At 52.8% G+C, this 24,915-nt stretch carries 23 protein-coding genes and 2 pseudogenes; 17 read left to right on the forward strand and 8 right to left on the reverse strand.

Features of this window, described 5'->3' with window-relative positions; translation table 11 throughout:
• Positions 1-27 precede the first annotated feature (27 nt).
• Positions 28-725 (forward strand): IS1 family transposase gene (locus HV302_RS11185; protein ID WP_223429336.1). Its coding sequence is split into 2 segments (ribosomal slippage): positions 28-277 and positions 277-725, totalling 699 coding nucleotides; the frame shifts between segments, so codons are not numbered across the junction.
• A gap of 16 nt (positions 726-741) precedes the next feature.
• Here the strand turns inward: HV302_RS11185 and HV302_RS11190 are convergent.
• Positions 742-969: pseudogene (locus HV302_RS11190) on the reverse strand (diaminobutyrate--2-oxoglutarate transaminase); the annotation flags it as partial.
• Between the two features lie 614 nt (positions 970-1,583).
• Here HV302_RS11190 and lysC point away from each other — a divergent pair.
• Complete coding sequence (gene lysC, locus HV302_RS11195) at positions 1,584-2,945, forward strand: lysine-sensitive aspartokinase 3 (protein ID WP_137380041.1); 1,362 nt, start codon at positions 1,584-1,586, stop codon at positions 2,943-2,945.
• A 124-nt stretch (positions 2,946-3,069) separates the two neighbouring features.
• On the opposite strand, the gene ychH is transcribed toward lysC, so the two are convergent.
• Positions 3,070-3,351 (reverse strand): stress-induced protein YchH, encoded by a 282-nt coding sequence (gene ychH / locus HV302_RS11200; protein WP_016153301.1) that lies wholly within the window; start codon positions 3,349-3,351, stop codon positions 3,070-3,072.
• 274 nt (positions 3,352-3,625) lie between these two features.
• On the opposite strand from ychH, the gene pth reads away from it, so the two are divergent.
• Positions 3,626-4,210, forward strand: a complete 585-nt coding sequence (gene pth / locus HV302_RS11205) for an aminoacyl-tRNA hydrolase (RefSeq protein ID WP_016153302.1) — start codon at positions 3,626-3,628, stop codon at positions 4,208-4,210.
• 115 nt (positions 4,211-4,325) lie between these two features.
• Complete coding sequence (gene ychF / locus HV302_RS11210; RefSeq protein WP_016153303.1) at positions 4,326-5,420, forward strand: redox-regulated ATPase YchF; 1,095 nt, start codon at positions 4,326-4,328, stop codon at positions 5,418-5,420.
• Between the two features lie 390 nt (positions 5,421-5,810).
• Here the strand turns inward: ychF and HV302_RS11215 are convergent, their stop codons facing one another.
• Positions 5,811-6,860 carry an alpha/beta hydrolase gene (locus HV302_RS11215; RefSeq protein ID WP_016153322.1) on the reverse strand — a complete coding sequence of 350 codons (1,050 nt, stop codon included), beginning with the start codon at positions 6,858-6,860 and terminating at the stop codon, positions 5,811-5,813.
• A 219-nt stretch (positions 6,861-7,079) separates the two neighbouring features.
• Between HV302_RS11215 and HV302_RS11220 the strand changes: the two genes are divergently transcribed.
• From HV302_RS11220 to HV302_RS11250, 7 genes are all read left to right on the forward strand, one after another.
• Positions 7,080-7,760, forward strand: a complete 681-nt coding sequence (locus HV302_RS11220; RefSeq protein WP_016153323.1) for a heavy metal response regulator transcription factor — start codon at positions 7,080-7,082, stop codon at positions 7,758-7,760.
• A 15-nt stretch (positions 7,761-7,775) separates the two neighbouring features.
• The gene (locus HV302_RS11225) at positions 7,776-9,245 is read left to right on the forward strand and encodes a heavy metal sensor histidine kinase (RefSeq protein WP_181627343.1); all 1,470 of its coding nucleotides are present in this window, start codon (positions 7,776-7,778) and stop codon (positions 9,243-9,245) included.
• A 70-nt stretch (positions 9,246-9,315) separates the two neighbouring features.
• Positions 9,316-9,966, forward strand: a complete 651-nt coding sequence (locus tag HV302_RS11230; RefSeq protein ID WP_419095935.1) for a flavodoxin — start codon at positions 9,316-9,318, stop codon at positions 9,964-9,966.
• Positions 9,967-10,017: 51 nt separating this feature from the next.
• Positions 10,018-10,665 carry a DUF4405 domain-containing protein gene (locus HV302_RS11235; protein WP_131405043.1) on the forward strand — a complete coding sequence of 216 codons (648 nt, stop codon included), beginning with the start codon at positions 10,018-10,020 and terminating at the stop codon, positions 10,663-10,665.
• A 107-nt stretch (positions 10,666-10,772) separates the two neighbouring features.
• A complete protein-coding gene (locus tag HV302_RS11240; RefSeq protein ID WP_016153327.1) occupies positions 10,773-11,252 on the forward strand; it encodes a (R)-mandelonitrile lyase in 480 nt (159 codons plus the stop codon).
• Positions 11,230-11,991: a carboxymuconolactone decarboxylase family protein gene (locus HV302_RS11245; protein WP_181627345.1), complete on the forward strand. Its 762-nt coding sequence runs from the start codon at positions 11,230-11,232 to the stop codon at positions 11,989-11,991. The genes HV302_RS11240 and HV302_RS11245 overlap by 23 nt, the downstream gene beginning before the upstream one ends.
• A gap of 135 nt (positions 11,992-12,126) precedes the next feature.
• Positions 12,127-13,230 (forward strand): alpha/beta hydrolase, encoded by a 1,104-nt coding sequence (locus HV302_RS11250; RefSeq protein WP_326928708.1) that lies wholly within the window; start codon positions 12,127-12,129, stop codon positions 13,228-13,230.
• On the opposite strand, the gene HV302_RS11255 is transcribed toward HV302_RS11250, so the two are convergent.
• Positions 13,165-13,862 (reverse strand): IS1 family transposase gene (locus HV302_RS11255; protein WP_223429336.1). Its coding sequence is split into 2 segments (ribosomal slippage): positions 13,165-13,613 and positions 13,613-13,862, totalling 699 coding nucleotides; the frame shifts between segments, so codons are not numbered across the junction. The genes HV302_RS11250 and HV302_RS11255 overlap by 66 nt on opposite strands.
• A 54-nt stretch (positions 13,863-13,916) precedes the next feature.
• Here HV302_RS11255 and HV302_RS11260 point away from each other — a divergent pair.
• Together HV302_RS11260 and HV302_RS11265 are read left to right on the forward strand one after the other, a co-directional pair.
• A pseudogene (locus tag HV302_RS11260) lies at positions 13,917-15,080 on the forward strand (diaminobutyrate--2-oxoglutarate transaminase); the annotation flags it as partial.
• Between the two features lie 15 nt (positions 15,081-15,095).
• A complete protein-coding gene (locus tag HV302_RS11265; protein ID WP_181627346.1) occupies positions 15,096-16,559 on the forward strand; it encodes a pyridoxal phosphate-dependent decarboxylase family protein in 1,464 nt (487 codons plus the stop codon).
• Positions 16,560-16,656: 97 nt separating this feature from the next.
• Here HV302_RS11265 and dauA read toward each other — a convergent pair whose 3' ends face one another.
• The 4 genes from dauA to lolB all read right to left on the reverse strand — a co-directional run bounded on the left by dauA (position 16,657) and on the right by lolB (position 21,100).
• Positions 16,657-18,312 carry a C4-dicarboxylic acid transporter DauA gene (gene dauA, locus HV302_RS11270; protein WP_016153297.1) on the reverse strand — a complete coding sequence of 552 codons (1,656 nt, stop codon included), beginning with the start codon at positions 18,310-18,312 and terminating at the stop codon, positions 16,657-16,659.
• A gap of 151 nt (positions 18,313-18,463) precedes the next feature.
• Positions 18,464-19,411, reverse strand: coding sequence for a ribose-phosphate diphosphokinase (prs, locus tag HV302_RS11275; RefSeq protein WP_001518537.1), 948 nt, complete (start codon positions 19,409-19,411; stop codon positions 18,464-18,466).
• Positions 19,412-19,628: 217 nt separating this feature from the next.
• Positions 19,629-20,480 (reverse strand): 4-(cytidine 5'-diphospho)-2-C-methyl-D-erythritol kinase, encoded by an 852-nt coding sequence (ispE, locus tag HV302_RS11280; RefSeq protein WP_047498056.1) that lies wholly within the window; start codon positions 20,478-20,480, stop codon positions 19,629-19,631.
• Complete coding sequence (gene lolB / locus HV302_RS11285) at positions 20,477-21,100, reverse strand: lipoprotein insertase outer membrane protein LolB (protein ID WP_053389608.1); 624 nt, start codon at positions 21,098-21,100, stop codon at positions 20,477-20,479. The genes ispE and lolB overlap by 4 nt, the downstream gene beginning before the upstream one ends.
• Positions 21,101-21,311: 211 nt before the next feature.
• Here lolB and hemA point away from each other — a divergent pair, with 211 nt between their 5' ends.
• From hemA to sirB2, 4 genes are read left to right on the forward strand one after another with little or no spacing between them, the layout of a single operon-like run.
• A complete protein-coding gene (gene hemA, locus HV302_RS11290) occupies positions 21,312-22,568 on the forward strand; it encodes a glutamyl-tRNA reductase (protein ID WP_181627347.1) in 1,257 nt (418 codons plus the stop codon).
• A gap of 42 nt (positions 22,569-22,610) precedes the next feature.
• A complete protein-coding gene (gene prfA / locus HV302_RS11295) occupies positions 22,611-23,693 on the forward strand; it encodes a peptide chain release factor 1 (protein WP_016153293.1) in 1,083 nt (360 codons plus the stop codon).
• Positions 23,693-24,526, forward strand: a complete 834-nt coding sequence (gene prmC, locus HV302_RS11300) for a peptide chain release factor N(5)-glutamine methyltransferase (RefSeq protein ID WP_075848720.1) — start codon at positions 23,693-23,695, stop codon at positions 24,524-24,526. Before prfA ends, prmC begins: the two co-directional genes overlap by 1 nt.
• Entirely contained in the window at positions 24,523-24,915 is a 393-nt protein-coding gene (gene sirB2 / locus HV302_RS11305; RefSeq protein ID WP_016153291.1) for an invasion regulator SirB2, read from the forward strand. The genes prmC and sirB2 overlap by 4 nt, the downstream gene beginning before the upstream one ends.

Here is a 24,915-nt window from a genome sequence, read left to right on the forward strand (position 1 = left end):
GTATGATGGTGTTTTTGAGGTGCTCCAGTGGCTTCTGTTTCTATCAGCTGTCCCTCCTGTTCAGCTACTGACGGGGTGGTGCGTAACGGCAAAAGCACTGCCGGACATCAGCGCTATCTCTGCTCTCACTGCCGTAAAACATGGCAACTGCAGTTCACTTACACCGCTTCTCAACCCGGTACGCACCAGAAAATCATTGATATGGCCATGAATGGCGTTGGATGCCGGGCAACCGCCCGCATTATGGGCGTTGGCCTCAACACGATTTTACGTCACTTAAAAAACTCAGGCCGCAGTCGGTAACCTCGCGCATACAGCCGGGCAGTGACGTCATCGTCTGCGCGGAAATGGACGAACAGTGGGGCTACGTCGGTGCTAAATCACGTCAGCGCTGGCTGTTTTACGCGTATGACAGGATACGGAGGACGGTTGTGGCGCACGTCTTCGGTGAACGCACTCTGGCCACACTGGAGCGTCTTCTGAGCCTGCTGTCGGCCTTTGAGGTCGTGGTATGGATGACGGATGGCTGGCCGCTGTATGAATCCCGCCTGAAGGGAAAGCTGCACGTAATCAGCAAGCGTTACACTCAGCGCATTGAGCGACATAACCTGAATCTGAGACAACATCTGGCAAGGCTGGGACGGAAGTCACTGTCGTTCTCAAAATCGGTGGAGCTGCATGACAAGGTCATCGGGCATTATCTGAACATAAAACACTATCAGTAAGTTGGAGTCATTACCGATGATTATGACCAAGCGCCAGGGTTCCGGCACCTGCCAGGCAATCAAGATATTGATTATTTTCTACGTCAGTAATCCAGACGCCCTGCGCTTTAGCAATCGCTAATGGCAGTTTACGTGGATAGCTGCGGACATTAGATTCAAACTCAGCCTGTCTTGCTAAAAAGGTATCATTGCTCTGTGGTAATGAATTAGCACTTAAAGTATCAATACGGACTTTATCCGTCATCATATCACTCCTACAACCAGGTGTAGATTAACGCCTGATTGAATAAATGGTTATAAGGGTTACCTGTAAAAAAGCGCGGCTAATATATGTTGTTTTAGCCCTGGACTCAATCATTTATTTTTCAACACATTTAGCGGGTGTTTTTTCTTTATAATTCAAAGTGTAACAGCCACCCTTCATTACGAAATCCTAAAGAAATATATCTATTTAATTAACAATTACCGTAGCCAATTGCAACGCATACGATGTTATAAAAACCATGTAATTTTCATGTTTTTATTATTTTTTTACACGTTTTTACCATTAATAATGTACGCGTTTTCTTGTTACGACATGATTTTTCACTTATTTGTCGATAAATCGAATAAAAAAGTCGATCCCTAAATATAAATCACTTAGTATGGCGCGCTTATTTGCAGACTATGTAAATAAAATTAATGCGCAGCACCCGGTAACGCGTACAGGCGACACGCGTTTTCGACAACAGGAATTCCCTGGGTTGTCAGCAGAAATGTTCGCGGGCGGACATTTCGTAAGGCGAACACCGTTTCCCCTTATGCCGAGAATGAAAATTTTCTAGCCATACTTTTATGGCGCCCTGATATGAGATTGTTATGACTCGCATTTATCCACCATCCGTCGTTGCCAAATTTGGCGGCACCAGCGTCGCTGATTTTGATGCGATGAACCGAAGCGCCAGCATTGTCCTTGCTGATCAAGATGTCCGTTTAGTCGTACTGTCTGCTTCTGCAGGCGTTACAAACTTACTGGTCGAGCTTTCTGAAGGTCTGGAAACGCATCAACAATTAGATAAGCTTGAGACCCTACGCGCCATCCAATACAACATTATTTCCCGCCTGAAGCAGCCGTCCGTTATCAGCACGGAAATCGATAATCTTCTCAACAACATCCGCCATCTTGCACAAACGGCGACCGTTTCACCGTCTGATGCGCTAAGCGATGAATTGGTCAGTCACGGCGAGCTGATGTCCTCTTTACTGTTTACTGAGGTCTTACGTGAACGGCATGCCGAGGCCGGGTGGTTTGACGCCCGCAGCGTGATGCGTACCAACTCGAGTTTCGGCTGCGCCGAACCCGAACTCGGTACCTTGCACCACCTGGTGGAGACTCACCTGCGCCCTCGTCTTGAGCAAGCGATTATGGTGACCCAGGGGTTTATCGGCCGGGATGCCGCAGGGCATACCACTACGCTGGGACGCGGTGGTAGTGATTACACGGCGACGCTTCTCGGTGAGGCGCTTCACGCCGCACGCGTGGACATCTGGACCGATGTCGCAGGGATCTACACCACCGATCCGCGCATTGCGCCGCGGGCCAAACGGATTGACCACATCTCATTTTCCGAGGCCAGCGATATGGCCGCCTTCGGTGCGAAGGTCCTCCACCCGGCTACGCTGCTTCCGGCAATGCGTAAAAGCATTCCGGTTTTTGTTGGCTCAAGTAAGGATACGGCTGCCGGTGGTACGCTGGTGCATAACACCACCGACAACCCACCTCGCTATCGTGCGCTTGCCGTGCGCCGTAAACAGACGCTGTTGCGATTACATAGTCTGGAGACACAACCGTCCGGTTCTTTCCTGGCGCAGTCCTTCGCCATTTTAGCTCGCCACGCGGTCACGGTGGATTTGGTTACAACCTCAGAGAACAGTATTGCGCTGGCGCTGGACGCGACTCACGCAACCTCAGGTGAAGATCATATACTGACCAGCGCATTGTTTACCGCATTGTCCTCCCACTGTCGTGTGGAAGTGGAAACCGGACTGGCATTAGTGACTTTGGTGGGGAATCGGCTGACTCAGGCGGCGGGAGTTTGCAAAGACGTTTTTGCCTGGCTTGAAGGGCAAACGGTGCGAATGATTTGCCACGGCGCGTCAAATGACAACCTGTGTTTCCTGTTGCCCGCTGAAGACGCGGATAGCGCGGTTAAAACGTTACATTATCGGTTATTCGAATAACGTTTCTTATATTCCATAGCGAATATAAAAGTGCGTTCTATGCAAGGATAATGAACAAGCAGAGTCCTGGTTTTTCAACCAGGACTTTGTATTCAAACCGCAGCCCTTTCTGCCGGGAAACGATTTAGTTATGACGATGAGTGGTATCACCGCGACGACAGCGTTTGTCATAATGGCGTACCCACCAGTAACGGTCACTGATTTGCTCGTGCCCGCCCACTCTGGCTCCCGCCAACCACAGAACACCACCTACAAAAATACTGAGCACGGCACCATGTGCGAAAAACTGTGGCAGATTAAATTGCGGCAATTGGTTTAAAATAGAGTAACCAACACCCCCCACCATCACCACCAACCCTAAAGCCATGAGCACGTTACCGAGTAACGAAGCGTTTTTGCGTTTCATGTGTCACCTCCGGAACTTTGGGTTGCTACAGGGAATACCCCTAATCCTTATGTGTAAAGTATAGACAACACTGCCGTTCGCAAGTGCGGGAGCGATCACAATTACAAACACTCGCGCAACAAAACTTTACAAATAAGCTACTGAACATACTCAATTTCTAATAGTCCATTTGTGCAATTATTCAGTTTTTGGCGATTAGAACGCAGTTTTTTGTCAAGAGCAGCATCAGACAGTAAACTACACGTCGTTTATGGAAACACTCAGGACAAAACACGTGACGATTAAATTGATTGTCGGCCTGGCGAACCCCGGCGCAGAGTATGCGGCAACGCGACACAACGCAGGCGCATGGTATGTCGATTTACTGGCAGAGAGATTACGCGCGCCCCTACGTGATGAGCCGAAATTCTTCGGCTACACCTCCAGAGTAACGCTCGAAGGGGAAGATGTCCGTTTGCTGGTACCGACCACATTTATGAATCTCAGCGGCAAGGCCGTGGGTGCGATGGCCAGTTTTTATCGTATCAACCCCGATGAAATTTTGGTCGCGCACGACGAATTAGACCTGCCGCCTGGCGTGGCAAAATTTAAGCTCGGTGGCGGTCATGGCGGACATAATGGCCTGAAAGACATCATCAGCAAGTTGGGCAATAACCCCAACTTTCATCGTTTACGCGTGGGAATTGGTCATCCGGGTGATAAAAACAAAGTTGTCGGATTTGTTTTAGGCAAACCGCCTGTTTCAGAGCAGAAGTTAATTGATGAAGCAATTGACGAAGCGGCACGTTGTACCGAGATTTTATTCAAAGATGGCCTGACCAAGGCAACGAGCCGGTTACACACCTTTAAAGCGCAATAAGCAGGGATGTGCGGCATTTTTCTCGCGTGCTGTGTATAATAGGCAGAGTTATTTACTTTTCTACAATCTGTTTTCCATAACAGGTTGAATATCAAAAGATTAAGGTGATTTAAACATGGGATTCAAATGCGGTATCGTCGGTTTGCCAAACGTAGGCAAATCCACCCTGTTCAACGCGCTCACAAAAGCGGGTATTGAAGCGGCAAACTTCCCGTTCTGTACTATCGAGCCGAACACAGGTGTTGTCCCGATGCCCGATCCGCGTCTGGATCAGTTGGCCGAAATCGTCAAACCGCAGCGTATCCTGCCAACAACGATGGAATTCGTCGACATTGCCGGTCTGGTAAAAGGCGCGTCCAAAGGCGAAGGTCTGGGTAACCAGTTCCTGACGAACATCCGTGAAACCGAAGCTATCGGCCACGTGGTTCGCTGCTTTGAAAACGACAACATCATCCACGTTAATAACAAAGTAGATCCGGCTGACGACATTGAGGTTATCAATACCGAACTGGCGCTGTCTGACCTGGATACCTGTGAGCGCGCTATCCATCGCGTACAGAAGAAGGCCAAAGGCGGCGATAAAGACGCTAAAGCGGAACTGGCTGCACTGGAAAAATGCCTGCCACAGCTGGAAAACGCTGGCATGCTGCGTGCGTTGAAAACGCTGACCGATGAAGACAAAGCGGCTATCAAATACCTGAGCTTCCTGACGTTGAAGCCAACGATGTATATCGCCAACGTCAACGAAGACGGTTTTGAAAACAACCCATACCTCGATAAAGTGCGTGAAATCGCCGCAGCTGAAGGCTCCGTGGTTGTTGCAGTTTGCGCTGCCGTTGAAGCTGACATCGCAGAACTCGATGATGCTGACCGTGAAGAATTCATGGCTGAAATGGGTCTGGAAGAACCGGGTCTGAACCGCGTAATCCGCGCTGGTTACGAACTGCTGAACCTGCAGACCTACTTCACCGCTGGCGTGAAAGAAGTTCGTGCATGGACCATTCCTGTTGGCGCAACGGCTCCGCAGGCGGCGGGTAAAATTCATACTGACTTCGAGAAAGGCTTTATCCGCGCACAAACCATCGCGTTTGAAGATTTCATCACCTATAAAGGTGAACAAGGCGCGAAAGAAGCCGGTAAGATGCGTGCAGAAGGTAAAGATTATATCGTTAAAGATGGCGATGTGATGAACTTCCTCTTCAACGTCTAAATAAAATTTGTTGTCTCATGAGGTTTCATCAAATCTCATGAATATTGAAAAAGTCTACAAAATCCACGCAATTGCGTGGATTTTTTCATTTCATAGAGTGTAAATCCATCTCGTAACGAGACAGTACAAACAAGAGCTCGTTATGCTCACCGGAATTCAATGCGGTAATGCTAAACCTAAAGTTGGCCTGTACCACGAAGTAAAACCTTACAGGCAAAAAATAATCCTCAGATGTCGCTGCTGTTTTATGAATTTCATTCATAGCGGCTATTTAATGTGCGTAATTATCTTTCCTCCCGACTTCGTTAGTCTTGGTCACATGCGGACACACTCATTATGTCCTGATATGACCAGCCTGAGTGGCTGGCCAAAGGTATCGTCTGATAGGGGTTAAATACTCTTATCGAAGAAGACGTCCAGCTTTTGCAAAGCCTTGTCGACGTACTCAGGAACCCAATACGTCTCGATATGGGTAGCGCCATCGATCAGGAAGAGTTCTTTGTCTTTTGTACCGGTGGCTTTCGCAAACGCATCTTCCGTCATATAGAGCGTATCGGCTTTTGTACCAGCAATCATCAGCAGCGGTTTATTGATGAGATTGATATGGTCCGTAACGTCAAAACTCATCAAATCTAACAGGCTACTTGTCGTGTATTTAAACGTAGAGTTCGGGTGCGCGTGAGTTTTCCAGTAGTACTCATAGCCCTGTCGATATAAGGCAAAAGGTAACTTAGCGATCTGTTCATCAGTCAGATTGGCATCACCGGAGTACAGGACTTCGCCTCCGGAAGCTTCCTGAGCACGTGCGTCAGAAGCTTGCTGAAGACGCTGCTGAATAGTATCCAGCTGTGAGTCCTGAAAACCGTTGCGGCGCACCAGGCCTGAATTAAACATGCTGATGGTTGCAATCGATTTAAACCGTTGATCCGTTTCGGCCGCAACAAGTGAATAACCGCCGCCTCCGCAAATACCCAGCAGACCGAGGCGGGAAGTATCCACTCCCGGATACTGGCTGATGTAGTCAGCCATGCCGTGGATATCCTCGATGCGATTAGCGGGTTTATCCACGCTGCGAGGCATCCCACCGCTCGCGCCCTGATAAGCCGCGTCGGCAGTAATCGTGATGTAGCCCTGTTCGGCGAGACGCTGGGCATACAAGCCTGCGACCTGCTCTTTTACGCCGCCATTCGGATGTGCAACCACCACGGCAGGATATTTTTTGGCGGGATCGTAGTTAGCAGGGGTATAGACATTCGCAGCTATCTGAATGCCATGCAGATCGTACTTCACCGGATGAATGTTGACCTTGCCTTTGACGTTCTCAGTGATGGCACCGTCATAGGCCAGGGTGAATGGATTTTTTTTGTAATCAGCCGCATTGACTGAGGTGGCCCCGGTTATTGCCGTGAGCAGTATTGCAGTTAACAGATTGAATTTCATGGTCTCTCCCGATGAGTTTCAGGCTTGCGGATTTAAATGTGCAGACTCAGGTTAGAGAGAGAGGCCTGTCAGCATCGTGACAGGTAAATAACATTTTTGTCAGCAAGCAGGCTGAGATGGCTTCATGTTTCTGACAATGCTGTCAGGTAAGCGTCAGCTTTATGTTGGCAATCAAGAGGCAGAATAAGCCCGATTGAACAGTTAAGAGGAAATCCCGTTATGCGCCTGTTGCTAGTCGAAGATGAAGAAAAAACGTCAACCTATCTCAACCGTGCGTTGAGTGAATCGGGATTTACGGTAGATGTCTCTGCAGATGGCGCTGAAGGTCTTCATTACGCGCTGGAGCTTGACTACGACGCGATAATCCTTGATGTGATGCTGCCGGGGATGGATGGCTACCGGGTACTCGAGGGGCTGCGAGCCGTCAAACAAACGCCGGTACTGATGCTCTCGGCCCGCGGTTCGGTCGACGAGCGCGTTAAAGGGCTTCGACTTGGCGCTGATGATTATCTCCCTAAGCCCTTTTCGCTGATTGAACTGGTGGCGCGCATTCAGGCACTGGTGCGTCGCCGCGCTACGGATGGCGCAGACATCACCCAACTGCAAATTCACGATCTGCATCTCGACCTGCTGGCCCGCCGCGTATTTCGCGCCGGAACGCGACTGGAATTGACCGCAAAAGAGTTTTCCCTGTTAAGTCTTCTGGCCCGGCATCAGGGGGAGATCCTGTCAAAAATGATGATTGCTGAGCAGATATGGGACATGAATTTTGACAGCGATGCCAATGTGGTTGAAGTCGCCATTAAACGTCTGCGAGCCAAAGTTGATGCCCCATTCGACGTCAAACTGTTACATACCGTTCGTGGCATGGGGTATGTCCTCGAAGTCCGGTCGGAATAAATGAAGAGGCTCAGCATGCCTAAACGTTCCATCTCCGTTCACCTGGCGCTGATGTTTGCCTTATCCGCGCTGCTGATTGTGTCCATTATCGGTATCCTGCTCAGAAGCTCCTTACATGACTCTTTGCAAAAGCAGATGCACAACGAACTGTTGTTCCGGGAATCATTAATGAGTCCGTGGATCACCGCACGAACCTCGGCTGACGGCTGGTCGACGTTGGCTAATAAATTTACTCTGCTAACCAATTCTGAAGGTGAGCGCGTTCGCTACTGGATAGTGAGCGATAACCCGCGCTTTAGCATGGGGGGAATACCACCGGTGGGCGTTCAGTGGTCTTCTTTGCAGGAGGGATTTAATAAAGTGCCCGGCGCATCGGAAGGTGCATGCTCACTGTTCCTGTTAGTGAAAACCATCCCTGCCAACGGTGAAAGGCCTGAGCTGCGCTATGTGGTTGCCATCGACTCTACGCCGTATATGGGCACACTTGATGCGTTCACACGAACGCTGCTGATTATTGCCGCGCTGGGCGTACTGATTGTCGCCTTACTGGGATACGTTGTTTCACGGATTGGCCTGCGTCCGGTGGGCATGCTCAGTCAGCAGGCACAACACCTTGCACCAGGTGACCATGGCCAGCGCCTGAATACCTGCGCGTTGCCCGAAGAACTGCAGCAACTGGCATCATCATTTAACGGTGTGTTAGAGCGTCAGGAAATCGCCTGGCGACAGCTCGAGAGCTTTAATGCCGATGTTGCGCATGAACTTCGTACCCCGCTGACTAACCTGATCGGTCAGACGCAACTCGGGCTATCACGCCGACGTTCACAAGATGAACTGGAAGAGTTATTGGGTTCCAATCTGGAAGAGCTTGAACGCATGACGTCGATAGTTAACGACATGCTGTTCCTGTCTCATGCGCACGCGGGTGAACATGCTTCCCAGCTTACGCAGGTGTCCCTGCGAGAAGAAACCCTGAAAACAGCGGAATATGTTGAACCCTCTTTTGCTGAAAAACAGCTTTCGCTGGAGGTTGAGGGCGACGTCACGGCGCATATCGAAAGGCGGCTGTTTCACCGTTCACTGGCTAATTTGCTGGAAAATAGCGCCAGGCATTCCCCCTCCAATAGCACGGTTACGGTGCGCTTAAGCGAAAAAGGCAATCAAGTTTGTGTAGACGTTTCTAACCCTGGCGATCCGATAGCGCCAGAGCACTTACACCGGCTTTTCGAACGGTTCTATCGTGTTGACACCTCCCGAGCCAGGAGTGATACCCATCATGGGCTGGGCCTGTCGATTGTCCGTGCCGTCGCCATTATGCACCGGGGAGATGTCTTTGCCCGTAGCGAGAACGGTATCAATACCTTTGGCCTGACGTTTGCTAAACAGCCTGACGCTATCCGAATCGGGAGACTGATTTCAGAGACAAAATCGGGATCTCCGCGCGCAAAGACTTCTGACAAAATTGTCAGAGAGTCGTCAGTCTGATGTCAGGCTATCTGCGCCAGAATCACTGCTGATACTCACCACGGCTGATTGAAGGAATGAAACAGTGAGAATGAAAAAGGTATTTAGCGGGTTTCTGGCGATGATGGTCATGGGGCTTCTGGGGCAGCCCGCGTTCGCATCAGAGGATTCATCCGCACACGCCCGCACGCTGATTATCTACTTTTCACAGCCAGAGGAGATGAAACCTGGTGCCGTGGATGGTTTTTCCGGGGCCAGCGTATTACAAAAAAATACGCCGGAGACCGGCAGCACGCAGTTTATTGCGCAACTGATTCAGAAGCAGACTCACGGCGACCTGTTTCGCATTGAAACCGCCACTCCCTACCCTCGCCAGCATGATGCACTTTTGCGCGTTGCCGAAAAGGAACAGCAAACGAAAGCCAGACCCTCGCTAAAAACGCCGCTCCCTGACCTGAGCAATTACGACACCATTTACGTCGGCTACCCCATCTGGTGGTATACCATGCCAATGGTGATATACAGCCTCTTTGAGCAAAATGACTTTGCAGGCAAAAAGGTCGTTCCCTTTACCACCCATGGTGGCAGCAGGTTAGCCGACTCCCTGCGAGAAATTGCTCGCATGCAGCCACAGGCCAAATTAGTCACTCGTGCGCTCGCGATCTCGCGCAACGATATTTCAGCTCCTGACGTACCCGCGCAGGTTGAGCAATGGGTAAAACAAGTCCAGCCACAGCGTTAATCCCTCGACATGAAGAAAATTTATATTTTCCAGGTCATGCAGGATGCGCTGATGACGTTACTTCTGTTGGTATTGATGGGATTTCACCTTCACGGTGAAATCGTGCATGAATGGGCGGGTATTATTTTTACGCTGCTCATCATGCTGCATTTATATCTTAACCGGCATCGCTTGTGGTCACTGTCGCCCAATATTCCGTTAACCATGCTGGTAGTTAACAGAATCATTAATGCAGTGACATTCGTTGTCATTCTGACCGCGATTGTCTCTGGCATGATGCTGTCCCGACATATCCTTCTGGACCAGGCGTTCCACAACCCGGCGAGCTGGGTCAGGAAAGTACACATGACGTCGGTCCACTGGGGAATGCTCATTCTGGCGCTGCATATCGGGTTGCACTGGAAAATGCTGGCAACCTTTTTCTGCCGGGTCCTGAACATCTCCAGCAATTCATTCTTTGCAAATGTCATGATGCCGGGAGTTTTTTCGCTAATCGCACTACTGGGATTGTACGAATTACTGAACCAGGACTATCTCGATTATTTGTTGATAAAGGTCGATTTCTCCTTTTTCGATTACGATGAATCTGCCCTACTTTTTTATCTACGCTACCTGGCCATTATTGTTTTATTTTCATTAATGACACGGTTTTCGCTTTGGGGCCTTATTTTTAGAAAAGACAAAGCAGCGTCACCATAATAAGGGTTAACTGACAGAATTGTCAGGCTGGCGTCAGTCTGACGACATCTCCCCCTGATTAGAATCATTGCAGACCCTCTCCATCATTGTAGATAAGGACGCTTTGCATGATCAGACATTTACGTTACCTCGGGCTGTTACTGCCCCTCTTTACGTTTTCATCCTGGGCGGCGGAGCAAAATCCCGCTGTCCATATCGCCACCGCCGGAAGCCAGAATGCGGTGTACGGGGCAGCAGAGAACTTTACCGGTCGCGTCCGGGTTGATCCTCTCTTCAAACCAGATAACGAAATTAGCGTTTCCGGGGCTTATGTCACCTTTGAGCCAGGTGCTCGTTCCGCCTGGCATACGCATCCGGCAGGCCAGCGGCTGATTGTGACCTCGGGAGTTGGGCTTACCCAACAAGAAGGCCAGCCGGTGCAGGTCATCCGCGCTGGCGACGTTGTCTCTTGCCCGGCGGGCGTCAAACACTGGCACGGGGCGGCACCCGGCAGCGCAATGACACACCTGGCGATAACCGGGATTGTGGATGGCAAAAGCGTTAACTGGATGGAGAAAGTGACAGATGAACAATACCACGCCCATTAAGGCATTAACGGCAGCGGTACTGCTGACCTTTGGTTTGGGTCTCACGGCACATGCTGCGCCCGTCAATAAAGGAGCCTCAGAAATGAACCACGAACAAACGGTTTCAGATACGCTGTCAGCTCGCCAGCAAGCCATCCCGTTGATTGCGGCATCAATGGCCAGCAGTCAGATGGATAAGCTGAATGCGGCACTGAATCAGGGGCTTGATGCAGGACTCAAGATAAACGAGACCAAAGAGATTCTCGTCCAGCTCTATGCCTATACGGGATTTCCCCGTAGCCTGAACGCGCTGAATGAACTGATGAAAGTCGTCGAAGCACGTAAACAACGTGGCGTTGAAGACGTTGAAGGTAAAGAGCCGGTCGCAGCCATCCCTGTCGGAGATGAGCTTCGCCGCGTCGGTACCGCAAACCAGACTAAAATCTCCGGCGCCCCCGTCCAGGGACCTCTGTTTGATTTTGCCCCGGTCATTAATCAATTCCTACAAACGCATCTGTTCGGCGACATTTTCGCCCGCGATAACCTCGACTGGCAAAGCCGCGAGCTGGCAACGGTTGGCGCATTAGCCGCCACGCCGGGCGTTGAAGCTCAGCTGTTATCGCATACGCGAGCCAGCATGCGAGTCGGCCTGACGGCAGCGCAACTGCACCAACTGGCACAAGTTCTTCGTGAAAATGGCGAAGAAGATGCGGCTACGCGGGCGGAACAGGCGCTGCAACGGGCGTTAGCAAACAGTTAGGCGTTGGTTTGAGACGATACGGTGCTAATCCTCCGCATTCATGAGTCTGCCAAATAAGGGCAATCAAAGGTGCTAAATAATTCACGCTGACAACTCAGATATGATTGAACGGCAAACATAACAGAGGATGTAATCTTGAAAACTGTCTTAAAAACGCTGGCCATCTGCGCGATGGCGGGTGGCATGGTGGCTCAGTCGGTATACGCCGAGCCGCTGGTCATTCAGGAACAGGGAAGCTTTTCTGCTGGTGGCACAATCATCACCGCACCAGGGAAATTTGACGCGAAAACGCCGCTGGACTCTGCGGGTCAAACCTGGCATGGCGATCATGCGTCTGTGTTCTACCAAATTCCGGAAAATCCGCATAAATACCCTATCGTCATGCTGCACGGCGCAGGTCAGTTCTCCCGCACCTGGGAAACCACGCCGGATGGTCGCGAAGGGTTCCAGAACATATTCCTGCGTCGTGGATTCTCAACTTATCTTGTCGATCAGCCCCGCCGGGGCAGCGCCGGGCGCACGACGGTAGAAGGTACTGTTACGCCTAAACCGGATGAACAGATGTGGTTTAACCAGTTCCGCGTTGGCGTGTGGCCGGAGTATTTTAAGGGCGTTCAGTTTTCTCACGACAAAGAAGCCCTGAATCAGTATTTCCGTCAGATGACCCCGAATACCGGGCCGTTTGATATCAATGTTATCTCTGATGCGATGTCCGCCGTCGTGGATAAATCTGGCCCGGCTATCCTTTTCACCCACTCCCAGGGTGGCGGACCAGGCTGGTACACGGCGATGAAAAATGACAAGGTCAAAGCCATCGTCGCCTTCGAGCCTGGTAGCAGCTTTGTCTTCCCGGAGAAAGAGCTCCCTGCCCCAATGCCAAGCGCGTTCGACACGCTGAAGGGTGAACCGGTGCCGATGGAGCAGTTTATGGCACTGACTAAAATTCCGATTCTGATTATTTACGGCGATAACATCCCTGATAAACCTGTCGCCATGCCCGCGCAGGACAGCTGGCGCGTACGTCTGGCAATGGCTCGCGAGTGGCGTGACGTGGTGAACAAGCATGGCGGGGATGTCACTGTGACGCATCTGCCTGAGGAAGGAATCAAAGGGAATACCCACTTCCCGTTCTCGGATCTGAATAACGTGCAGATTGCTGGTAATGACTCCAACTTACTGATAGTGTTTTATGTTCAGATAATGCCCGATGACCTTGTCATGCAGCTCCACCGATTTTGAGAACGACAGTGACTTCCGTCCCAGCCTTGCCAGATGTTGTCTCAGATTCAGGTTATGTCGCTCAATGCGCTGAGTGTAACGCTTGCTGATTACGTGCAGCTTTCCCTTCAGGCGGGATTCATACAGCGGCCAGCCATCCGTCATCCATACCACGACCTCAAAGGCCGACAGCAGGCTCAGAAGACGCTCCAGTGTGGCCAGAGTGCGTTCACCGAAGACGTGCGCCACAACCGTCCTCCGTATCCTGTCATACGCGTAAAACAGCCAGCGCTGACGTGATTTAGCACCGACGTAGCCCCACTGTTCGTCCATTTCCGCGCAGACGATGACGTCACTGCCCGGCTGTATGCGCGAGGTTACCGACTGCGGCCTGAGTTTTTTAAGTGACGTAAAATCGTGTTGAGGCCAACGCCCATAATGCGGGCGGTTGCCCGGCATCCAACGCCATTCATGGCCATATCAATGATTTTCTGGTGCGTACCGGGTTGAGAAGCGGTGTAAGTGAACTGCAGTTGCCATGTTTTACGGCAGTGAGAGCAGAGATAGCGCTGATGTCCGGCAGTGCTTTTGCCGTTACGCACCACCCCGTCAGTAGCTGAACAGGAGGGACAGCTGATAGAAACAGAAGCCACTGGAGCACCTCAAAAACACCATCATACACTAAATCAGTAAGTTGGCAGCATCACCATAATCATCCTGAAGTGCTGCAGAGCATTCAAAGTGTCATCACAAGCGGCTTACCGTTACATACGCTTGACCTTACCACACCGTTAAAAGATGAATTCTCATCGTATTTACTTTCTTTATTACCGGGCCAGGGCAAAGAGTATTGCCTGCAGTTCACCGGGCCGTCCGGTGCCGATGCCGTTGAAGCGGCGCTGAAGCTGGCGAAGAAAGTTACCGGCCGTTCCAGCATCATCAGCTTCTCCGGTGGCTACCACGGGATGACCCACGGCGCGCTGTCCGTGACCGGCAACCTGTCGCCGAAAGAAGCCGTCAGCAACATGATGGCGGAAGTGCAGTTTATGCCGTATCCGCATCAGTACCGTTGCCCGCTGGGTATCGGCGGCGACGCTGGCGTCAAAGCATTGACCTACTACTTCGAAACCCTGATCAACGACGTCGAGAGCGGCGTGCGTAAACCGGCTGCCGTGATCCTCGAAGCGGTGCAGGGCGAGGGCGGGGTAAACCCGGCTCCGATCGAGTGGCTGCAGCGTATTCGTAAAGTGACCCAGGAACACGGCATTCTGCTGATTATCGATGAAGTTCAGGCAGGCTTCGCGCGCACGGGTAAACTGTTCGCCTTCGAACACGCCGGTATTGAGCCGGATATCATCGTGATGTCCAAAGCGGTTGGCGGCGGTCTGCCACTGGCGGTACTGGGCATTAAAAAGCAGTTCGATGCGTGGGCTCCGGGCCATCACACTGGCACCTTCCGCGGCAACCAACTGGCGATGGCGACCGGTCTGACAACGCTGAAAATCCTCAAAGACGACAAGATTGCCGATAAAGTTGCTGCCCAGGGCGAGTGGCTGAAAGGCAAACTGACTGACCTGCAGAAACGTTACCCGGTTATCGGCCAGGTACGTGGTCTGGGCCTGATGATTGGTCTGGAAATCGTTAAGCCGAACGAAGCGCAGGATCACATGGGCTGCTACCCGGCCGATGGCGAGCTTTCCGCGCTGCTGCAGAAAAAATGTTTCGAAAACGGCCTGATTCTGGAGCGTGGCGGCCGTAACGGTTGCGTACTGCGTCTGCTGCCGTCTCTGTTGATCACCAACGCAGAGCTGGAGATTTTCCTCGATAAATTCGAAAATGCCCTGCTGGGCGCTGGCGTGAAGCCGGTTTAAACGGAGTTGGATCGAATGTCAGACGTAAATCCGATTCTGTTCGGCTCGGCACAAAGCATTGCTGCCTACCAGGACGCTATCGAGCAGAGTACGCAAGCGGTCGTTGAATGGTTGAAGCAACCTGAGATGTATCAGGGCAAAACCGTTGAGCAACTGCGCGAACGTATCAACCTGAATTTTACGTCTCAGGGCCTGGGCAACCAGGCCGCTATTGAGCGTGCGGTTGAATACTTTCTGAAAGACAGCTTGTTGGTTCACCATGCGCAGTGCGTGGCGCACCTGCACTGCCCGAGCCTGGTGATTAGCCAGGCGGCAGAAGTGCTGATCAACGCCACCAACCAGAGTATGGACTCCTGGGATCAGAGCCCGTCGGCGACCATCATTGAGATCAAACTGATCGAATGGTTGCGTGAGCAGGTGGGCTATGCGGCAGGCGACGCGGGCGTGTTCACCAGCGGTGGCACCCAGAGCAACCTGATGGGCCTGATGCTGGCGCGCGACGCCTTTTTTGCCCGCCAGGGGCATTCCATTCAGCAGAATGGTCTGACCGGCGACCTGAGCAAAATCAAAGTATTTTGCTCTGAAAGCGCGCACTTCTCTGTGCAGAAGAACATGGCGCTGATGGGGCTGGGTTACCGTTCCGTCACCCAGGTGAAGACCGATGCGTTCTCACGCATGGATCTGGCTGACCTGAAAGACAAGCTGGCCCAGGCGAAAGCCAACGGCGAACAGGTGATGGCGATTGTCGCCACTGCTGGTACTACCGATGCGGGCGCAATCGATCCGTTAGCGGACATTGCGGCGCTGGCGGCAGAACACCAGATCTGGATGCATGTGGATGCAGCATGGGGCGGGGCGTTACTGCTTTCTGAGCAGTATCGTCACTTCCTGAACGGCCTTGAACTGGCGGATTCCGTGACGCTGGACTTCCACAAACAGTTCTTCCAGACCATCAGCTGCGGCGCGTTCCTGCTGAAAGACGCGCGCCACTACGAGCTGATGCGTTACCAGGCGGCGTATCTGAACTCTGATTTCGATGAAGAGGCGGGCGTACCGAATCTGGTGTCGAAATCGCTGCAGACCACGCGCCGTTTTGACGCGCTGAAGCTGTGGATGGGGCTCGAAGCACTGGGCAAAAAGCAGTATGCCGAAATCATTGATAACGGCGTAACGCTGGCGCGTGATGTGGCTGCGTTTGTGAAAACTCAGCCACACCTGGAACTGGTGATGGAGCCGCAACTGGCAAGCGTGCTGTTCCGTTTCCGTCCGCACAGTGACGACATGGCGTTCGTTGCGCTGTTGAACCAGCGTATTGGCGACGTTCTGCTGGCTTCTGGTAGCGCCAACGTTGGCGTGACCGAAGCAGATGGCGTAACCTGCCTGAAGCTGACGCTGCTGAACCCAACGGTGTGTCTGGAGGATGTCAAAGTCCTGCTGGCAAGCGTGAAAGCGACAGCTGAGCGACTGCTGAACGCGTAAGCAATAAGCTGATTATAAAAATGGCTCCCACACACGGGAGCCATTTTTTTGCCTGTCATTTGTAGTCTGGCGGCGCTTCGCCTGGCTGGGCTACACGTCAGCTGATATCTGCCAGCGCGGCGTCTTTATTCGGGAAGAACGTCAGGCGTCCGGCAATCGGCTGAATGCCCGCGCGCGCCATGGTACGTAACGGCTGGAATTCCAGATTACTGATCCGCAGTTCACACCCTTCCGGGAGGCGTTTTACAAAACGCTGGAAAGCGTCCAGACCACCGGCATCCAGTACCGGGACCGCGTCCCACTTTAAGACCACAATACGTTTACCTGCAATACGCGATTCTAGATCGGTAAATAATCCCTCCGCAGCGGCAAAGAAAAGTGGGCCAATAACGCGCAGCACCAGCACATCGTCAGGTACATCTACGTTGACCGGCGCCAGACGCGTCATGCGCGCGATACGACGCATAAACAGCAGGGAGGCGAGAACGATACCGACGCTGATGGCGATCACCATGTCGAATAGCACCGTCAGCGACATACACATAAGCATGACGATGATGTCGTCTTTTGGCGCATGACGCAGCAGATCCACCACTTTATGCGCTTCACTCATGTTCCATGCCACCATCAGCAGCAGGGCGGCCATGGCGGAAAGCGGTAACCAGGAAAGCAGCGGCGCAAGCACCAGCAGGGCGAGGATCACCAGAATCGCGTGGATGACCGCTGAAATTGGTGAGGTCGCCCCGGCGCGGACGTTTGCCGCAGAACGGGCAATTGCCGCCGTGGCGGTGATACCACCGAAGAACGGTGCCACGATGTTACCCAGGCCCTGGCCAATCAGCTCACTGTTGGCTTTATGCTTGGTGCCGGTCATCCCATCGAGCACGACGGCGCACAGTAGAGATTCAATCGCCCCGAGCATCGCCATTGAGAAGGCGGCCGGTAACAGCGCCTGTAATGAACTCCAGCTCAGAGTAAAGTTTGACTCCGGCATGTCCCACGGTAATACCAGTTGCGGCAGCAACTGCGGGATACCGTTACCCTGCGAGCCATCAGCCAGAATGTAGTGGAACTGAGAACCGATGGTGGCGACATGGCCACCGGTCAGGTTCACAATCCCCATTACCGCACAGCCTGCCAGCAGCGCAGGAAGGTGGCCCGGCAGTCGGATCCCCAGACGCGGCCAGAAAATCAGGATCCCCAGCGTCACCACGCCAATTGCGGCATCGCCAACGTTGAGGGTTGGCAGGGCCATAAACAGCGCGCCGACCTTTTGCAGGTAGTGCTCCGGGACATGGGCCATTTGCAGACCGAGAAAATCTTTAATCTGCATGGTACCGATGGTGATACCAATACCCGATGTAAAACCTAACGTAACGGATACCGGGATATATTCGATCAGGCGACCAAAACGGGCGAGGCCGAAAAGGATCAGGAATATCCCGGACATTAGCGTTGCGACCAGCAGGCCTGCCAACCCAAACTGTTGCGACACCGGATACAGAATCACCACGAAGGCGGCAGTTGGTCCAGATACGCTAAAACGTGACCCCCCGGTAAGGGCGATAACAATCCCAGCCACGGCTGAGGTATACAAGCCGTACTGCGGCGCCACGCCACTGCCTATTGCTAGGGCCATCGCCAGCGGAATGGCAATGATCCCAACGGTTATCCCGGCGATCAGGTCGCGGGTGAAGCGAGAAGCGGTATATTTTTCTTTCCAACAAGCGTCGATGAGGGCGCGGAAAGGCATCACATGTGAGGAAAATAATCTGTTCACAATAATGTTTCATCCATGAGCGCATCATCTGTCAACTAAATGGCAGGTGAAGGAGGCATAAGTCATACAAATAGATGTTGCAGATAAAAAAACCCGCCGCAGCGGGTTTTTGAGCCGGGCTCGATTAATGCTCGAACATAGCAGAGATGGATTCTTCGTTGCTGATACGACGAATCGCTTCGGCCAGCATACCCGACAGGGTCAATGTACGCACGTTTGGCAGTGCTTTGATTTCGTCAGTCAGTGGAATAGTGTCACAGACAACGACTTCATCAATCACTGAATTGCGCAGGTTGTTTGCCGCATTACCTGAGAAGATCGGGTGGGTAGCGTAAGCAAATACGCGTTTTGCACCACGTTCTTTCAGTGCTTCTGCTGCTTTACACAGCGTACCGCCGGTATCGATCATATCATCAACCAGCACGCAGTCACGACCTGCAACGTCACCAATAATGTGCATCACCTGAGAAACGTTCGCGCGCGGGCGTCGTTTGTCGATGATAGCCATGTCGGTATCGTTCAGCAGTTTAGCGATAGCGCGGGCACGCACGACGCCACCGATGTCCGGAGAAACCACAATCGGGTTGTCCAGATTCAGTTGCAGCATGTCTTCTAACAGGATCGGGCTACCGAATACGTTATCAACCGGTACGTCAAAGAAGCCCTGGATCTGTTCAGCATGCAGGTCAACGGTGAGGACGCGGTCAACGCCAACGCTGGACAGGAAATCAGCGACGACTTTAGCAGTAATCGGTACACGAGCGGAACGTACGCGACGATCCTGACGTGCATAGCCGAAGTAAGGAATAACGGCGGTGATACGGCCTGCGGAAGCACGGCGCAGCGCATCAACCATAACGACCAATTCCATCAGGTTGTCGTTAGTAGGGGCACAAGTGGACTGGATGATGAAAATATCACCACCGCGTACATTTTCATTAATTTGTACGCTGACTTCGCCGTCGCTAAAGCGACCTACAGCGGCGTCGCCGAGTGAAGTGTACAGGCGGTTGGCAATACGTTGTGCTAGTTCCGGGGTGGCGTTACCAGCAAAAAGCTTCATATCAGGCACGAGAAGAACCTCAGGCATGCGTCCATTGGTGGAAAGAATCTGCCGAAAACTGTGCGGGCCAGGCAGTATCCTCTCCATGCGGTGTATTAAAGAGCGCGATGCAACGTCTGGAACAGGGTGACGTTGTCACCGCAACTCAGCTTGCCCGGCTTACTCGTCATCTTTCACGTTTCATGTATGCTGGCATATTTCGCCATCTTCCTGAAACCCGAATGATTTAGAGTAACGCTCTGTGCAATGGGGAGAGGTTGACACCTTTCGCCACAAAGCCTTTGAGCCATTCCGGGGCTTGCTCAAGCACCTGGCGAGCACGAGACTCAGTGTCAAATTCAGCAAAGACACAAGCCCCTGTACCAGTCAGGCGCGACGGCGCGTATTCTAACAGCCAGGAAAGCGCCGCATCAACCTCGCGAAAACGTTTTCTTGCGATAACCTCGCAATCATTGCTGAATTCACATTTTAGTAACGTTTTTATTGACCTTTTTGGCGTGTTGCGCGGGAGGTCGGGATCTTTAAAAATCACCGGCGTCGGAATACTGACTCCCGGGTGGGCGACCAGATACCATTTTTCCTCTGGCTCGACCGGGGTCAGAATTTCACCTACGCCTTCAGCAAAGGCCGCATGGCCGCGCACGAATACGGGAACGTCCGCCCCCAGCGTTAAGCCGAGTCCTGCCAGTTCATCAACCGAAAGTCCGCACTGCCAAAGGTGATTCAGCGCCACCAGGACGGTAGCTGCATTCGACGAACCTCCGCCAAGACCGCCGCCCATCGGCAGGCGTTTTTCGATACTGATATCGGCGCCGCTCCCTTTGGGAAGGCGATCGCTTTCAGACGCCGCCTTCATCAGCAAGCGCGCCGCACGGACAATGAGATTGTCTTCATGTGCAACGCCTTCCACCGGCGTTAACAGGCGGATTTCGCCGTCGCCACGCAGCGCAATACCTAACGTGTCGCCATAATCAAGAAACTGGAATAGCGTTTGCAAAGTGTGATAACCGTCCGCACGCTGCCCGGTGATGTATAAAAACAGATTCAGTTTTGCCGGAGAGGGCCAGTGGGTCATCATTTCACAATCCAGTTATCCATTTTCAGCTTAATACGCTGATCGCCGTCAGACAGTTCCATGTTTGCCGGCATCGCAGGCTGAATTTTGCTGTCGTAGGCGCTATAGACCACTTTCCAATTTTTACCGTCTTTGCTGTAGTTCACTTCACTCAGACGATACTGATCGTCGAGTTTGTAATCGCTGGCGTCTCCCGGCAGGCCAAGGATCCACTGGCGCAGGCTGTTCAATGGAATAGGCATGCCGGTCAGCTTACCAATCATCTCTTCGGCGTCGTCAGCGGTGTAGTGCTTGCCTTTGTTATCGACAAGTTCGACGTTGCCCGGCTGGGCATTGAGTTCCAGTTCAGTGCTGCCCAGGGGATTGGTCAGCAGGAGACGGTAGCGATCCTGTCCGGTTTGTTGCCAGAAAAAGCGGGCATAGACTTTCTGTTGATCGGAAATATACGCAAACGCACCGCGCGTCTGATATTGGTTCAGGGCGCGTACTTCCTGCTGGTGCTGGCGCCACTGTGGAGAGTCAGGGCTTTTGCCGGGACCTTTCGGCGCGTTGAGCGTACAGGCGGTAAGAGCCAGGGCCGCCAACGGCAGCAGGCGAATCAGGCGAAAATCAGGCAGGGTCATAATGATGACAAATCCTTGAGATACGTTGCAGTTATAACTCTTAATGCTAGCGCCGCCATCATACATCGTCTACGTTCAAGTTATCTTAAATCGCTCAAATTTGTGCACTAAGCTATTACTCCAAAAGGGGGCAGTCTCTTTTATTGACCGCACGCATCCTGTATGATGCACCCAGTCTAACCTTATCAACGCTGGTACTATTCCCGCACACATGACCCTTTTAGCGCTTGGTATTAACCATAAAACGGCACCTGTATCGCTGCGAGAACGCGTAACGTTTTCGCCGGATACGCTCGATCAGGCGCTGGACAGCCTGCTTGCGCAGCCAATGGTGCAGGGCGGGGTGGTGCTGTCGACGTGTAACCGTACGGAACTGTATCTCAGCGTTGAAGAGCAGGATAACCTGCAAGAAGCGCTGGTTCGCTGGCTGTGCGATTACCATAATCTTAATGAAGAAGACTTGCGCAATAGCCTGTACTGGCACCAGGACAACGACGCCGTCAGTCATTTGATGCGTGTTGCCAGCGGTCTGGATTCGCTGGTGCTTGGTGAACCGCAGATTCTGGGGCAGGTGAAAAAAGCTTTTGCGGATTCGCAAAAAGGTCACCTGAACGCCAGTGCGCTGGAGCGCATGTTCCAGAAATCATTCTCTGTCGCTAAACGTGTACGTACAGAAACAGATATCGGTGCCAGCGCCGTGTCCGTGGCTTTTGCCGCCTGTACGCTGGCGCGGCAGATATTTGAATCGCTCTCCATGGTGACCGTGCTGTTAGTGGGCGCAGGCGAAACCATTGAGCTGGTGGCGCGACACCTGCGTGAGCATCAAGTGAAGAAGATGATCATCGCCAACCGTACCCGCGAGCGGGCGCAGGTGCTGGCGGATGAAGTCGGCGCCGAAGTGATTTCGCTGAGTGATATCGACGCGCGTTTACAGGATGCCGATATTATTATCAGTTCTACCGCCAGCCCGCTGCCGATTATCGGCAAAGGAATGGTGGAGCGTGCGCTTAAAAATCGCCGTAATCAACCTATGCTGCTGGTGGATATCGCCGTACCGCGCGATGTCGAGCCGGAAGTGGGTAAGTTGTCCAACGCCTATCTGTACAGCGTTGACGACCTGCAAAGCATCATTTCGCATAACCTGGCCCAGCGCAAAGCGGCGGCCGTGGAAGCCGAAACCATTGTGGCGCAGGAAACCAGCGAATTTATGGCCTGGCTACGCGCTCAGGGCGCAAGTGAAACTATCCGCGAGTATCGCAGTCAGTCAGAACAGATCCGTGATGAACTGACTGCCAAAGCGTTGGCTGCTCTTCAACAGGGTGGTGATGCGCAAGCCATTATGCAGGATTTGGCCTGGAAACTGACCAACCGCTTGATCCATGCACCAACCAAATCACTTCAACAGGCCGCCCGTGACGGGGATAGTGAACGCCTGAATATTCTGCGCGACAGCCTCGGGCTGGAGTAGCAGCACACCAATCTTATTTTTTTACAGGGTGCATTTACGCCTATGAAACCTTCTATCGTTGCCAAACTGGAAGCCCTGCATGAACGCCATGAAGAAGTTCAGGCGCTGCTCGGGGATGCGGGTACTATCGCAGACCAGGAACGCTTTCGTGCACTGTCGCGCGAATATGCACAATTAAGCGATGTATCTCGCTGTTTTACGGACTGGCAACAGGTTCAGGAAGATATCGAGACGGCTCAGATGATGCTCGACGATCCTGAAATGCGTGAAATGGCGCAGGATGAACTGCGTGAAGCAAAAGATAAATGCGAGCAGCTGGAGCAACATCTGCAGGTTCTGCTGTTGCCTAAAGATCCTGATGACGAACGTAACGCCTTCCTCGAAGTGCGTGCGGGAACCGGTGGTGATGAGGCCGCGCTGTTTGCCGGCGATCTGTTCCGCATGTACAGCCGTTACGCTGAATCGCGTCGCTGGCGGGTAGAGATCATGAGCGCCAGCGAAGGCGAACATGGTGGGTTTAAAGAAGTCATTGCCAAAATTAGCGGCGAAGGCGTGTACGGTCGACTGAAATTTGAGTCCGGTGGGCATCGTGTGCAGCGCGTACCTGCGACGGAGTCACAGGGCCGTATTCACACCTCGGCCTGTACGGTCGCGGTCATGCCGGAACTGCCGGATGCCGAACTGCCGGACATCAACCCGGCCGATCTGCGTATTGATACCTTCCGCTCATCAGGCGCAGGGGGTCAGCACGTTAACACCACCGACTCCGCAATCCGTATTACCCACTTGCCGACCGGTATCGTAGTGGAATGCCAGGACGAACGTTCGCAGCATAAAAACAAAGCGAAAGCGATGTCGGTGCTGGGGGCGCGAATTCGAGCCGCCGAAGTGGCAAGACGTCAACAGGCAGAAGCCTCTGAGCGTCGCAATCTGTTGGGCAGTGGCGATCGCAGCGATCGCAACCGTACCTATAACTTCCCGCAGGGTCGCGTGACCGATCACCGCATTAACCTGACGCTCTACCGTCTGGATGAAGCGATGGAAGGCAAACTGGATATGCTCATTGAGCCAATTGTCCAGGAATACCAGGCCGACCAACTGGCGGCGTTGTCCGAGCAGGATTAATGGATTATCAGCACTGGCTGCGTGAAGCGATAAGCCAATTACAGGCAAGTGAAAGCCCGCGCCGTGATGCCGAGATTTTGCTCGAGTTTGTTACCGGTAAGGGACGCACCTTTATTTTGGCTTTCGGTGAAACGGTATTAACCGAGGCGCAGCGTCAACAGCTCGACACATTACTGGAGCGCCGTCAGCGGGGTGAGCCGGTGGCGCATTTAACCGGCGTGCGGGAGTTCTGGTCGCTGCCGCTGTTTGTGTCTCCGGCTACGCTTATCCCTCGTCCGGATACTGAGTGTCTGGTGGAACAGGCGCTGGCTCGCCTGCCGGCCTCAGCATGCCGCATTCTCGATTTGGGAACTGGCACGGGCGCCATTGCGCTGGCGCTGGCAACCGAACGTCCGGATTGCGCAGTAACGGCGGTTGACCGCATGCCGGATGCCGTTGCGCTGGCCACTCGCAACAAACAGCATCTGGGCATCGACAATGTTTGCGTGCTGCAAAGCAACTGGTTCAGCGCTTTGCAGGGACAGCAGTTTGACATGATTGTCAGCAATCCGCCGTATATCGACGAACAGGATCCGCACCTGGCGCAAGGCGATGTACGCTTTGAACCTCTGTCGGCACTGGTGGCGGGCGATCGGGGACTGGCGGATATTGTGCATATCATTGACCAGTCTCAGCGCGTGTTAACGCCCGGCGGCTACCTGTTGCTGGAACATGGCTGGCAGCAGGGGCAGGCCGTCCGGGACGTCTTTACTCGTGCGGGTTACCAGACGGTTGAAACCTGCCGTGATTATGGCGGCAACGAGCGAATTACGCTTGGACGCATCCCATCATGAGTACCTTCAGTGTGTTACTCAACATTCATCTCATCAGTATTGCGCTTTCCGTTGGCTTGCTGACGCTGCGTTTTTGGTGGCGTTACACCGACTCGCGTCTTGCCTGCGCACGCTGGACGCGAATTGTGCCACCGGTTGTGGATACCGTTTTATTACTCAGCGGCGTGGCGCTAATGGTTAAAGCGCACATCCTGCCATTCACTGAGCACGGGACATGGCTGACTGAAAAGCTGTTTGGGGTTATCATTTACATCGTTTTGGGTTTTATTGCGCTCGATTATCGTCGGGCGCGCAGTCAGCAGGCGCGATTAGTCGCATTTCCGCTGGCGCTGGTGGTGCTGTACATCATCATTAAACTCGCCACCACAAAAATACCGTTACTGGGGTAA

The sequence above is a fragment of the Citrobacter sp. RHBSTW-00859 genome (assembly GCF_013729795.1).
GTDB classification, from domain to species: Bacteria; Pseudomonadota; Gammaproteobacteria; order Enterobacterales; family Enterobacteriaceae; genus Citrobacter; species Citrobacter braakii.